This window comes from Mycolicibacterium novocastrense (assembly GCF_001570485.1).
Lineage (GTDB): Bacteria > Actinomycetota > Actinomycetes > Mycobacteriales > Mycobacteriaceae > Mycobacterium > Mycobacterium novocastrense.
The window spans coordinates 114,355-127,214 of sequence record NZ_BCTA01000011.1; the positions used below are offsets into that span (position 1 = coordinate 114,355).

A 12,860-nucleotide genomic window follows, 5' to 3' on the forward strand; every position below is an offset into this window, starting at 1 on the left:
AAGCCTCTGTAACGGTGTTACAGTGCCCGACACTAGCGGCTGAAATCCGGATGCGGAGGGCTTATCGTGTTCGACCTGAAGATCACCGGCGGAACCGTCGTCGACGGCACAGGAGCGGACCGGTTCGGCGCGGACATCGGCATCAGGGACGGCAAGATCGTCGAAGTCCGTCGTCGTGGACCTGGCGACGCTCCGCTCGAGGGCGAGGCCGCGGAGACGATCGATGCGACCGGGAAAGTCGTCGCGCCCGGCTTCGTCGACATCCACACGCACTACGACGGGCAGGTCAGCTGGGACAGCCTGCTCGAGCCCTCGAGCGGCCACGGGGTGACCACCGTGGTGACCGGCAATTGCGGGGTCGGGTTCGCACCCGTGCGGCCGGGCCACGAGGAATGGCTGATCGGGTTGATGGAGGGCGTCGAGGACATCCCGGGAACCGCGCTCACCGAGGGCATCTCGTGGGGGTGGGAGAGTTACCCCGAATACCTCGATGTCGTCGAAAAGCAGGACTTCGCCATCGATGTGGGCAGCCAGATCGCCCACGGCGCGGTGCGCGCATATGCGATGGGGGAGCGCGGAGCCCGCAACGAGCCCGCCTCACCGGAGGACATCGCGGCGATGGCCCGCCTCGTGCAGCAAGGCATCGAGGCCGGCGCGCTGGGTTTTTCGACATCGCGCACGTTGGGGCACCGGGCCATCGACGGCGAACCGGTCCCGGGCACCTTCGCCGCCGAGGACGAACTGTTCGGTCTCGGCCGCGCCATGGCCGCGGGTGGGCGCGCGGTGTTCGAGCTGGCGCCGCAGGGAGTCGCCGGCGAGGACATCATCGCGCCCAAAAAGGAACTCGAATGGATGAAGCGTCTCGCCGCCGAGATCGACCGTCCGATCTCGTTCGGGATGATCCAGGTCGATGCGGCTCCCGACCTGTGGCGCGAACAGCTCGACATCTCGGCGCAGGCACATGCGGCAGGCAGTGAGCTCTATCCGCAGATCGCCGCGCGTCCGTTCGGGATGCTGTTCGGCTTCCCGGGCCACCACGCCTTCACGCACCGGCCGACCTTCCGCAAACTGAAGGCCGAAAGCAGCCGCGAGGAGTTGGGCGCACGCCTGGCGGATCCGGCGGTCAAGGCCGCGATCCTGGCCGAGAAAGACCTACCGCCGGACCCGAATGTGTTGTTCGACAACATGTTTGCCCTGGTGCAGTATTCGCTCGGCCGCATCTATTCGCTGGGCGATCCACCCGACTACGAACCGACCGTCGAACGCACCGTGGAGAAGATCGCCAGCGAACGTGGGGAGGATCCGCTGGCCACGTTGTACGACCTGATGCTGGAGGACGACGCGACGGCGATGCTGATGCTGCCGTTCTACAACTATTTCTACGGGAACCACGACGCGATCCGGGAGATGCTGCTGCATCCGGCGGGTGTGGTCGGGTTGTCCGACGGCGGCGCGCATTGCGGAATGATCTGCGACGCGTCGTATCCCACCTTCTTGCTCACGCATTGGGCGCGCGACCGCCACCGCGGTGACAAACTTCCGCTGGAGTACGTGGTGCGCAAGCAATCCCACGACACCGCGCAGCTGTTCGGGCTGAGCGATCGCGGCGTCATCGAGGTGGGAAAGAAGGCCGACGTCAATGTCATTGACATGGACGCGCTGACTCTGCATCCCGCGCGGATGGCCTACGACCTGCCCGCCGGGGGTCAGCGGCTGGTGCAGGGCGCCTCCGGTTACACCGCGACGATCGTCAGCGGCGTGGTGACGCGGCGCGACGGCGCCGACACCGGCGCCCGGCCGGGCCGGCTTGTGCGCGGCGCTCGCTGACCTCGCAATCACCGCAGACGAGAGACGGCCCCCTCGTTGCCGAGGGGGCCGTCACCGTCGTACTTACTTAGTTGCTGCTGCCGGAGCCGGAGCCACTGCCCGAGCCAGAGCCGGAGCCACTGCCCGAACCGGAGCCGGTGCCCGAGCCGGAGCCGGTGCTGCCGGTGGAGCCGGTGCCGGTGGTCGATCCGGTGCTGCCGGTGCCGGTGGTCGAGCCGGTGCTGCCGGTGGTGCCGGTGGTCGATCCGGTGCCGGTGCCCGAGCCGGAGCCGGTGCTGCCGGTGGTCGAGCCGGTCGAGCCGGTGCCGGTGGTCGAGCCGGTTGTGCCGGTCGAGCCAGTGGTGCTGCCGGTGCCGGTGCCGTCGCCCCGGCTGGTGCTGATGCCCGAGGTGTTGCTGCCGGTGTTGGTGCTGCCGCTCGCGCCGGTGCCTTCGCTCGGTGTCGCGTCGGTGCCTTCGCCCGTCTCTTCGCCCGAGGTCTCACCCGACTCCTCGCCGGTGCCTTCGCCCGACTCTTCGCCAGCGCCTGCGCTGACGTCCTCGCCGACGCCTTCGCCCGACTCCTCGCCGGTGCCTGCGGTGACGTCCTCGCCGACGCCTTCGCCCGACTCCTCGCCGGTGCCTGCGGTGACGTCCTCGCCGGTGCCGGCAGTAACGTCCTCGCCGGTGCCTTCACCGGCGCCTTCGCCGACACCTTCGCCAGCGGCCGAACCTTCGCCTTCGCCTTCGCCTTCGCCGGTGCCTTCGTCCTCACCCTCACCCTTGTCGGCGAGGCTGACCGGAACGAGGTCACCACCGAAGCGGAACTCGCCCGGGCCGCCCAGGGCACTGAGGGTCGACGGGGCCGGAGGCGCGATCGCATTGGCAATCTGGTTGGGCAGCGTGACCGCGAGGTAGGTGAACAGACCACGGTCGAGCAGACCCTGCCACTCCGAGGGGGAGGTGGCCGGCGTGAACCCGTTGACCAGAGCGTTGAGCGCCAGCACCGGCAGGTTCACCAGGTTGGTGATGGCATCCGTGATGTTGCCCGCGGCCAAAGCCTCGCGCGTGGCATCAAAGATCTCCGTCGACTGGACGATCGAGCCGATGATCGGTTCGAAAATCGCCTTGGTGACCGCGAACTCGGAGATCACATCGAGCAGCGCGGGCAACTTCTCCGCGCCGGGAAGGGCTCCCACAAAGTCGGCGGGGATGGAGAAGACGTCGATCAGCGGCCGTACCTCCACCGAGCACCCGGAGCACGAACCAGCCATTGACCTTGGAGAACGCTTCGAAGAACTCGCCCTTCGACAGGTGAGTCAACGACTCGGTGATCACGCCGGGGAACTGCTCGGCCGCCAACCTCAGCCCCTCGAAGGTGCCCTCCAGGGCCGAGGTGATCACAGGTCCGAAGTTCGAGTTGAAATTGAGGACCTGATCGAGCAGAGGACCCGGGTTGAGGGTGTTGAGAATCAGGACATTCGCTGCCTCCCGGAAGATGTAGCCGGTGCTCAACTCCCGCAGAAGGTTGAGGTTCGCGTTGGTCGCGTCGCCGGTCAGCGTCTCCAGGCTTCCGAATGTGTTGGCGATGGCCTGCCCCCACACGAGGAGCGGATTGCTGGCCGCCGTGAGCTGGACCGCGGCGTGCGCCACGCGCTCCTGGACATCCTGAACGGTGGGCATCGGGGGGCCACCGGGCTGACCGCGATCACACCCGCACTTGCCATCGCGACGCCAGCAACCAACAGCTTGGAGTTGCGTCGGCTCGACGGCGAGTAACTGGGTGGGAGGTCCTGAACCGGCGGACCGGCCTGAACTGCTAGTTGCACGTTTTCTCCTGTTGTGCCTGTGAATTTGCCAAATGGCAGCTGAAGATTAGCTGAGCCTATCCTAAGAGGCAAGTGATTCGTCCCACTAAATAGCGTGGGTTACGCTAGCCGGCTTGATGATGGCGCGAAGGCGTCATAACTCGGCATATCGCAGCTGAGGCACGGTACTTGCCGATTCACGCAACGATCTCAGGGAAACCTACACGAGAGGCGCTCGTCGTCCAGGCCTACCCCATGCTCCGCGCCGTGATGTGCGCCACGTCGTAGCTTCCGTCTGCTGATCACCGACCGCGGAGTTGCTGGGGCATCGGCCGCGACGTCGCCGGAGTTTCTCGCGACCGCGGCGTGAAGATTTCGCCCGCGCAACATCCTCACGCGCAAGTGCGCATATCGGGCAAAGCGAAGTCAGCAGCACGGGCCGGCAGCCCGCACGATCGCGCGCCGAGCGACGACTTCACCTCCGCCGAGCCGCAAGACCAGCCTCGTGGCATCGCGGCCACACGAACCCGCTACGAGCTGCCCTTTACCGATTGACAGCAGATAATTCGACAGGCTAGATATACGACACGCACGGTGGACGGGGTCATGGGGACGCGGTCGGCGTGCGACACGCGCGCGCCATCGAAGGGTCATGGGATGAGCATGATTCGACCAGCCCGCACTCCGCCCGGAACGCAGGCCGAACGTTCGCGCATTGCGCATGCCATCCGAGTGCTCTCGGTGCCGATCATCATCGGTTGGCTGGTGCTGACCGCGGCCACAAATGTGTTCGTCCCGTCGTTGGAGAAGGTCGGCGAGGCCAACACCGTCTCGATGAACGCCCACGACGCACCGGCTTTCATCGCGATGCAGCGCGTGGGCGCGAACTTCAAGGAGTTCGACTCCGACAGCAACGCGATGGTCATCTTGGAGGGCGACAAAGCGCTCGGCCCGGAAGCGCACCGCTACTACGACGACTTGATCTCCAGGCTCCGCGCCGACCCCGAACACGTCGAGCACATCGCCGATTTCTGGAGCGACCCGCTGACCGCCGCGGGGGCGCAGAGCGCAGACGGCAAGTCCGCGTATGTGCAGATCTATCTGCGCGGGAACATGGGCGAGACGATCGCCAACGAATCGATCCAATCGGTTCGCGACATCATCGCGCAAACGCCTGCACCGCAAGGGGTCACGGCATACGTGACCGGAGGAGCGGCGCTGAACGCCGACCAACGCGTCGCCGGCGACAAGGGGGCCGTTAAAGCGACCGTCGCCACGCTGATCGTCATCGCGGTGATGCTGCTGTTCGTCTACCGCTCGATCACCACCATGGTGCTGATCCTGTTCATCGTGTTCGTCGAACTCGGCGCCTCGCGCGGCATCGTCGCCTTCCTCGGCGACACCGGATTCATCGGGCTCTCGACGTTCGCCACCAGCCTGCTCACCCTGATCGCCATCGCCGCGGGCACCGACTACGCGATCTTCCTCATCGGCCGGTACCAAGAGGCCCGCCAGGCCGGCGAGGACCCCGAAACCGCGTACTACACCATGTTTCACGGCACGGCCCACGTCGTGCTGGCTTCGGGGCTCACCATCGCCGGAGCGCTGCTGTGCCTGAAGTTCACAAGGCTGCCGTGGTTCCAGACCATGGCGGTGCCGTGTGCGGTGGGCGTACTCGTCGCGGTGATCGCCGCCTTGACACTCGGTCCGGCCGTCACCGTCGTCGGCGGTCGGTTCGGACTCTTCGAACCGAAGCGGCCCATCAACTCGCGCGCTTGGCGACGGGTCGGCGTCGTGGTCGTGCGGTGGCCAGGGCCGGTGCTCGTGGCGACCTGTGCGTTGTCACTGGTCGGGTTGCTCGCACTCACCGGATACAAGGTCGACTATGACGGGCGGCACTTCCTTCCCGCAGACACCCCGGCCAACATCGGATACGACGTCGCCGAACGACATTTCGACGCCGCCCGGATGAACCCCGAACTGCTGATGGTCGAAAGCGACCACGACTTGCGCAATTCCGCCGACTTCCTGGTGATCGACAAGATCGCCAAGGGGATCTTCCGCGTACCCGGCATCGCCCGCGTGCAGACCATCACCCGCCCGCAGGGTAAGCCGATCGAGCACACGACGATCCCGTTCCTGCTCAGCATGCAGGGCACCACGAACCAGCTCAACCAGAAGTATCTGCAGGACCGGATGGCCGACATGCTGGTCCAGGCCGACGAAATGCAGTCGACCATCGACCAGATGGAAAAGATGGCCAGCCTGATGCAGCAGATGGCCGACACCACCCACAGCATGGTCCAGAAGACCAAGAACACGACGATCCACATCGCCGATTTGCGCGACCACATCGCCGATTTCGACGACTTCTTCCGGCCTGTCCGCAACTACTTCTACTGGGAACCGCACTGCTACAACATCCCGATCTGCTGGTCGCTGCGTTCAATATTCGACACCCTCGACGGCATAGACACGCTGACCGATGACATCCAGCGCCTCGTGCCCGACCTCGAACGCCTCGACAGCCTGATGCCCCAGCTGATTCTGCTGCTGCCCCAGCAGATCGAGACGATGAAGACGATGAAGACCATGATGCTGACCATGCACTCCTCGCAGAAGGGGTTGCAGGATCAGATGGCCGCGATGCAGGAGAACTCGCATGCGATGGGTGACGCGTTCGACGCATCCATGAACGACGACTCGTTCTACCTGCCGCCAGAGGCGTTCGCGAACAAAGACTTTCAGCGCGGTATGGACAACTTCATCTCGCCCGACGGCAAGTCCGTGCGGTTCATCATCGAGCATGAGGGCGATCCGGCCACCCCCGAGGGCATCGACCACATCGACGCGATCAAGCTCGCGGCCAAAGAAGCCATCAAGGGCACACCCCTGGAGGGCTCCACCATCTACCTCGGAGGGACCGCCGCCACGTACAAGGACATGCGCGACGGCTCCAACTACGACTTGATGATCGCCGGATTATCCGCCGCGGCATTGATTTTCATCATCATGCTGATCATCACGCGGGCGGTCGTGGCCGCCGCGGTGATCGTCGGAACGGTGCTGCTCTCGCTGGGCACGTCGTTCGGACTGTCTGTGCTCGTGTGGCAGCACCTGCTTGGCATCCGCCTGCACTGGATCGTGCTGGTGATGTCGGTGATCCTGCTGCTGGCGGTCGGCTCGGACTACAACCTGCTGCTGGTGTCCCGGTTCAAGGAGGAATTGCACCACGGGTTCAAGGTCGCGATCATCCGTGCGATGGCCGGCTCGGGCAAAGTGGTCACCTCGGCGGGTCTGGTGTTCGCCGCGACGATGGCCTCGTTCGTGGTCGGTGATCTGCGCAGCATCGCCCAGGTCGGCACCACGATCGCGTTGGGTCTGCTGTTCGACACCCTGATCGTGCGTGCGTTCATGACACCGTCCATCGCGGCGCTGCTGGGCCGATGGTTCTGGTGGCCGCAAAGGGTGCCCACACCCGCGTCACGGCGCAGGATGGCCGCCGTGTTCCCTGACCGGGCAGCCGCGCCGACCAGCGGTGGCCACTGAAGCCGGACCGGAGTTACGGAGCTTTCCCAACGCGCTCCTTCTCGTGCGCCTGTGGTGCCATGATGGGCAGATGACGAACCCGGACGTCGCAGACAGCCCTCTGCCGTCCGCCTCGGACTGGGCGATCGCCGACCGCAACGTCGGCACGTTCCGGTTCTGGTTCGTCGGGCAGCGTTGGGAGTGGTCGGACGAAGTAGCCCGGATGCACGGCTATGAGCCCGGCGCCGTCGTGCCGACGACCGAGCTGCTGCTGTCGCACAAGCATCCCGACGACCGACAGCACGTCCAGGACCTACTGGACCACGCCCTGCACTTGGGTGGCTCGTTCTCCAGCCGCCACCGGTTCATCGACACCGCGGGCAGGTTGCACACCGTGATCGTGATCGGCGACCGGATGCTCGACGACCAGGGTGCGGTGGTCGGCACCGAGGGCTACTACATCGACCTGACCGACACGTTCGCCCATACCCGCCGCCAGGCGCTGAGCGAGTCGCTGCCCGAGCTGTTCAACGCCCGAGCCGCCATCGAGCAAGCCAAAGGCGCCCTGATGCTCGTCTACCGCATCGACGCCGAGGCCGCGTTCGAATTGCTGATGTGGCGCTCACAGCACACCAACACGAAATTGCGCGCGCTCGCGGCGCAGATCGTCGCCGAAGTCGGCACGATCGATCCCCAGCGTGACGACCTGCGAAGGCAGTTCGACCACCTGCTTCTCACCGCGCACACCCGCGCCCGGTAGGTGATCGAGGGCCGTGGATGCGCGTCGTAACTGAAGTCGTCCCAGCCGGGGTATCACCAGGGCATGACAAGACAGACGCGCAAACCGCTTGGCCGCTGACGGGTGAGATGACGTGGCGCAGATAGAGGTGGGCCTGGACGTGCGCGACACCGCGGTGGTGGTGTCGGTAGCCGGCGAGATCGACTCGAACAGCGTCGGAGCTCTGCAACCCCATTTCGACCGCGCCGTCGAGGCCGCCGATGGGCATCCGGCCAAATTGCTGATCGTCGAACTGTCCAGGGTCGGGTACTTCGGTAGTGCGGGACTCAACGCCGTACTCGAGTGTTACGAGAAAGGCTTGGCCGCCGGAGTCGCGGTGCGGTTGGTGGCCGCCAACCCCGAGGTGGTCCGTCCCATCGAGGTCACCAAGCTCGACAAGGTTCTGCGACCGTACGGATCCGTGGCCGATGCGGTCGACGGATGAGTGACCCGAGCGGGCAGCAGAACCGACTGACCACGGTTTTCGATGCAGACGGCGAGGTCGGGCCCGATATGGCCGGAGTTCGGTGGGCCGCCACGCCGTTGGGCGCGCCGGACGGCTGGCCGCAGAGCCTGCGAACCGCGGTCAGCATCCTGCTGTCCTCGCGATTCCCGATGTGGATGGCGTGGGGGCCCGATCTGACGTTCTTCTGCAACGCCGCCTATCGGCGGGACACGTTGGGCCGCAAGTATCCCTGGGCGCTCGGCCGACCGGCGCGCGAGGTGTGGGTCGAGATCTGGCCCGATATCGGCCCGCGCATCGACCACGTGCTTTCCACCGGAGAGGCGACTTGGGATTCGGCGCTGCTGCTCTTCCTCGAGCGCTCCGGCTATCAGGAGGAGACGTACCACACCTTTTCGTACAGCCCACTGCGTGACGACGACGGGCTGGTCGTGGGCATGCTGTGCGTGGTCAGCGAGGACACCCAGCAGGTGATCAGTGAGCGCCAGATGGCGACCCTGCGTGACCTCGGATCGGACCCGAGCGTCGTGCGCACCGAAGAAGAGATCATGGCGTTCGCCGAACGCCAGCTCGGTCAGAACCTGCGCGACCTCCCGTTCACGTTGACCTACCTGTTCGATGCCGACGGCGGTGCCCGCCTCGCCGGATCCACCGGCGGCATCGCCGAGCATCCGATCGCGTGGGCGCATGTGGGCGCCGGCCACGACGGCAGTTGGCCGCTGGAGGAACCCGCGCGCGGTGAGACGACGGTGGTCCCACTGATCGGCGACCGGTACGCGGACCTGCCGACCGGGGACTGGCGGGATCCACCGCAACACGCGCTGATCGTCCCGCTACAGCAGCAGGGCGGTTCCCCGATCGGCTTCCTGGTCGCCGCGCTCAACCGCTACCGCCCGCTCGACGACACCTATCGCGGCTTCGTGACACTCGTGGCAGGGCACGTCGCCGCGGGCATCGGCAGTGCGCGCAACTACCAGGCACAGCAGCAGCGCGCCGAGGAACTCGCCGAGCTGGACCGCGCCAAGACGGCGTTCTTCTCCAACATCAGCCACGAGTTCCGAACCCCGCTGACGTTGATCCTTGACCCGGTCGCCGAATTACGGACGCGCGGCGCCGACTTCGACGAGCTGGCCCGCGACGAACTGGACATCGTGTGGCGCAACGGATTACGGCTCGCCAAGCTGGTCAACACGCTGCTCGACTTCTCGCGGATCGAGGCCGGCCGCATGCGGGCGAACTTCGCGCCGGTCGACCTCGGCGGCGTGACCGCCGAACTCGCCAGCGTCTTCCGGTCGGCAATCGAGCGTGCCGGCCTCACCTTCACCGTGGACTGTCCTTCCCTCGGCGACACCGTCTACATCGACCGCGACATGTGGGAGAAGGTGATCTTCAATCTCCTGTCCAACGCGCTGAAATTCACGTTCACCGGCGGTATCTCGGTCACCGTGTCCCGCGACGGCGACGAAGCCGTGGTCAGAGTCTCCGATACCGGTGCGGGGGTCGCCGCCGCCGAAATACCCCGACTGTTCGAACGATTCCACCGGATAGAGAACGTGCGGGCGCGGTCGAACGAGGGCAGCGGAATCGGTCTGGCCCTGGTCAAGGAGCTTGTCGAACTCCACAGCGGCAGCATCACCGCCGACAGTGCCGAGGGTGTCGGTACCACCTTCACGATCCGCGTGCCGATCGGCGCCGCACACGTTCCGCCCGACGCGCTCGCCGCGACACCCGACGGGCGGACAACGGATCCGGGCGCCGAACCCTATCTTCAAGAGGCGCTGCGGTGGCTGCCGGCCGACGGAGAGGGCCCGGCCCCCGATGTGCCGTCGGGGGTGGGCGGCCCAACATCGTCGCCTCTCGCTCCGGGCTCCACACCGCGGGTGCTCATCGCCGACGACAACGCCGACATGCGTGAGTACGTCGCCCGGATGCTGCGCAACGACGGATACCTCGTCGACGCCGTCACCGACGGCCAGCAAGCGCTCGACGCGGTCCGTACCGAGCTGCCCGACGTGGTGATCAGCGACGTCATGATGCCGCTTCTGGACGGCCTCCAACTCGTCAGCGCATTGCGGTCGGACCCGCGCACCGCGGCCATACCGGTGCTGCTGTTGTCGGCCCGCGCCGGACAGGAAGCCGCCATCGAGGGTTTGCAGGCCGGTGCCGACGACTACCTCGTCAAGCCGTTCGCCGCAGCCGAACTGCTGGCGCGCGTGCGCGCGAACGTCAAACTCGCCAGGATCCGCAATCATCACGCCCGCTGGCGAACCGCGCTGATCGACTCGCTGCAGGAAGCGTTCTTCGTGGCCGACGAGCGCGGCACGGTGATCGAGATCAATGCGGCGTTCACCGACATCCTCGGGTACGGCGTAGATGGGTTGCCGTACGAGTCCGTGCAGCCGTGGTGGCCGACGGCGGAGTCGGATCCCGACGCGCACCGTCAGGCCAGCGAGATGTTGGCGCAGATACTGCGTGAACCGCATGGCAGGCACACGGTTCCGGTCACACATCGCGATGGGCACCGACTGTGGGTGACTCTCACCTACAACCGGATCGAGGAGATCGACACTGGCAGGCCCGTGATGGTCGGCACCTTCCGCGACGTCACCGCTGAGCACTACACAGTGCAGCGGGAGGCCGCCCTGGCCGCGCTCAATCAGCAACTGGCGCAGGCGGACACGCTCGACGATGCGGTGCGCACCACGGCCGAAGTCCTGCGCCAGGTGTGGCGCGCGCACCGCGTCCTGGCCGTCACGTTTCCCATCGACGACGGCACCACGACGATCGATCCGTCAGCCCTGGTCTGTTCCGGCGAGCCGGTCCAGTGGCACGACCTGCCCGCGGCGACAAGACTGGCCATCACCTCGCTGCGCACCGCAGACTCACTCGTCGCCGACGCGTCGGACACCGGATCCGCGAGCATCGCACTGCAGCATCCTCGCGGGGTTCTGGTCGTCTACCTCGAACTGCCCGAGCGCCGACCGTTCACGCCCGAAGACAAGACGCTGTTGGCGGTCTTGGCCGGCCGGCTCGGCCAGGGGCTGCAGCGCGTTCACCTACTGGACCAGCAGCGCGAAACCGCACTAGCGCTACAGCACGCGATTCTCGGTCCCACGGTCTCGAGTGGCTTTGCCGTGCGGTACCAGCCGGCCGCCCGCCCGCTGCAGGTCGGTGGTGACTGGTACGACGTCGTCGACCTCGACGACGGCCGTATCGCGTTGATCGTCGGCGATTGCGTCGGGCATGGATTGACCGCCGCCACGGTGATGGGACAGCTGCGAAGCGCCTGTCGGGCACTGCTTCTCGAACACCCCGGACCGGCCGCTGCGCTGACAGCCCTCGACCGGTTCGCCGCCAGGCTGCCGGGCGCGCGCTGCACGACGGCGTTCTGCGCCGTGCTCAATCCGGACACCGGTGAGTTGCTGTACTCCAGTGCCGGCCACCCGCCTCCGGTCATGGTGCTTCCCGACGGCGCGAGCCGCTTGCTCGACGACGCCTCGGTCACCCCGCTCGGCTTGCCCTTCGATCACATCCGCCCCGAGGGCAGGCAGGTCATGCCCGCGCGCGCGACGCTGTTGCTCTACACCGACGGCCTGGTGGAGCGTCGGCGCGAGTCGTTGGACAAGGGCATTGGCCGGGCCGTCGACGTGCTCGAAAGCCACTCCGCGACAGGGCTCGACGACCTGGCAGACGAGATCATGACGCAGTTGGCGCCCATCCACGGATACCAGGACGACGTCGCGCTCATGCTGTACCGCCAACCGGCGCCGCTGGAGATCGAATTCAGCGCCGATCCCGCTGAGTTGGCCGGCACACGCAGCGCGCTGCGGAAGTGGTTGGTGCGGGCGGGCGTGGATCCGAGCCAGACCCTCGACGTGCTGATCGCCACGGGGGAGGCGCTCGCCAATGCGATCGAGCACGGACACCGTGACCGTCCCGGGGGGACGGTACGTCTGCGCGCGACCGTGCTGGCGAACCGGCTTCACCTGACCATCGCCGATACCGGGGTGTGGAAAGTGCCCCACGTCGATCCCGCGTCCCATCGCGGGCGCGGAATCGCGCTGATGCGGGCGTTGATGCACGACGTCACGATCGAGACAGGCGATTCCGGTACGACGATCGACCTGCACGCCAGGATCGCGTGATGCCCACACCGCTCACCGTGCGCACCGACCGCCGGGTCGACGGCACCATGGTGCTGAGCGCAGCCGGCGAACTCGACCTGAGCAACATCGACGCGTTCACCGACGCCATCGCCGCCACCGTCGGCAGGCGAAGCCAGGAGACGGCGCGACTGACCATCGATTTGTCCGCGGTCGAATACCTCGACAGCGGGGCGATCAACGCGCTGTTCGAGCACGCCGCGCAGATCCGCACGATCGTTGCCAATCCGATCCTGATGCCGGTACTGACGATCAGCGGGCTGACATCGGTTGCCGAAGTGCAAGCGGCAGAGGGTGACTGAACGGGCCAGCCGG

The 12,860-nt window shown here is 66.4% G+C and carries 8 protein-coding genes; 6 read left to right on the forward strand and 2 right to left on the reverse strand.

The genetic code is table 11. The features are described 5' to 3' along the window. The first annotated feature begins 66 nt into the window (after positions 1 to 66). Positions 67 to 1,827 carry an N-acyl-D-amino-acid deacylase family protein gene (locus RMCN_RS03435; RefSeq protein WP_067387281.1) on the forward strand — a complete coding sequence of 587 codons (1,761 nt, stop codon included), beginning with the start codon at positions 67 to 69 and terminating at the stop codon, positions 1,825 to 1,827. Positions 1,828 to 1,894: 67 nt separating this feature from the next. Here RMCN_RS03435 and RMCN_RS31805 read toward each other — a convergent pair whose 3' ends face one another. Continuing rightward, positions 1,895 to 2,977, reverse strand: coding sequence for a hypothetical protein (locus RMCN_RS31805; RefSeq protein WP_201028787.1), 1,083 nt, complete (start codon positions 2,975 to 2,977; stop codon positions 1,895 to 1,897). After that, the gene (locus tag RMCN_RS30965; protein ID WP_165604404.1) at positions 2,880 to 3,488 is read right to left on the reverse strand and encodes a hypothetical protein; all 609 of its coding nucleotides are present in this window, start codon (positions 3,486 to 3,488) and stop codon (positions 2,880 to 2,882) included. The genes RMCN_RS31805 and RMCN_RS30965 overlap by 98 nt, the downstream gene beginning before the upstream one ends. A 788-nt stretch (positions 3,489 to 4,276) precedes the next feature. Here RMCN_RS30965 and RMCN_RS03450 point away from each other — a divergent pair. The 5 genes from RMCN_RS03450 (at position 4,277) to RMCN_RS03470 (ending at position 12,847) form a co-directional block, all read left to right on the forward strand. Beyond that, a complete protein-coding gene (locus tag RMCN_RS03450) occupies positions 4,277 to 7,162 on the forward strand; it encodes an MMPL/RND family transporter (protein WP_067387369.1) in 2,886 nt (961 codons plus the stop codon). A 70-nt stretch (positions 7,163 to 7,232) separates the two neighbouring features. Then, positions 7,233 to 7,901, forward strand: a complete 669-nt coding sequence (locus RMCN_RS03455) for a PAS and ANTAR domain-containing protein (RefSeq protein WP_067387287.1) — start codon at positions 7,233 to 7,235, stop codon at positions 7,899 to 7,901. A gap of 112 nt (positions 7,902 to 8,013) precedes the next feature. Continuing rightward, the gene (locus RMCN_RS03460) at positions 8,014 to 8,364 is read left to right on the forward strand and encodes an STAS domain-containing protein (RefSeq protein ID WP_067387290.1); all 351 of its coding nucleotides are present in this window, start codon (positions 8,014 to 8,016) and stop codon (positions 8,362 to 8,364) included. Further along, the gene (locus RMCN_RS03465) at positions 8,361 to 12,527 is read left to right on the forward strand and encodes a SpoIIE family protein phosphatase (protein ID WP_067387292.1); all 4,167 of its coding nucleotides are present in this window, start codon (positions 8,361 to 8,363) and stop codon (positions 12,525 to 12,527) included. The genes RMCN_RS03460 and RMCN_RS03465 overlap by 4 nt, the downstream gene beginning before the upstream one ends. After that, on the forward strand, positions 12,527 to 12,847 hold the full coding sequence (locus RMCN_RS03470; RefSeq protein ID WP_067387294.1) for an STAS domain-containing protein: 321 nt from the start codon (positions 12,527 to 12,529) through the stop codon (positions 12,845 to 12,847). Before RMCN_RS03465 ends, RMCN_RS03470 begins: the two co-directional genes overlap by 1 nt. Positions 12,848 to 12,860: the final 13 nt, after the last annotated feature.

Bases quoted from the DNA above. Each gene is read 5' to 3' on its own strand.
- RMCN_RS30965 (WP_165604404.1), bottom strand. From the start codon at position 3,488: ATGCCCACCGTTCAGGATGTCCAGGAGCGCGTGGCGCACGCCGCGGTC.
- RMCN_RS03450 (WP_067387369.1), top strand. From the start codon at position 4,277: ATGATTCGACCAGCCCGCACTCCGCCCGGAACGCAGGCCGAACGTTCG.
- RMCN_RS03455 (WP_067387287.1), top strand. From the start codon at position 7,233: ATGACGAACCCGGACGTCGCAGACAGCCCTCTGCCGTCCGCCTCGGAC.
- RMCN_RS03465 (WP_067387292.1), top strand. From the start codon at position 8,361: ATGAGTGACCCGAGCGGGCAGCAGAACCGACTGACCACGGTTTTCGAT.
- RMCN_RS03470 (WP_067387294.1), top strand. From the start codon at position 12,527: ATGCCCACACCGCTCACCGTGCGCACCGACCGCCGGGTCGACGGCACC.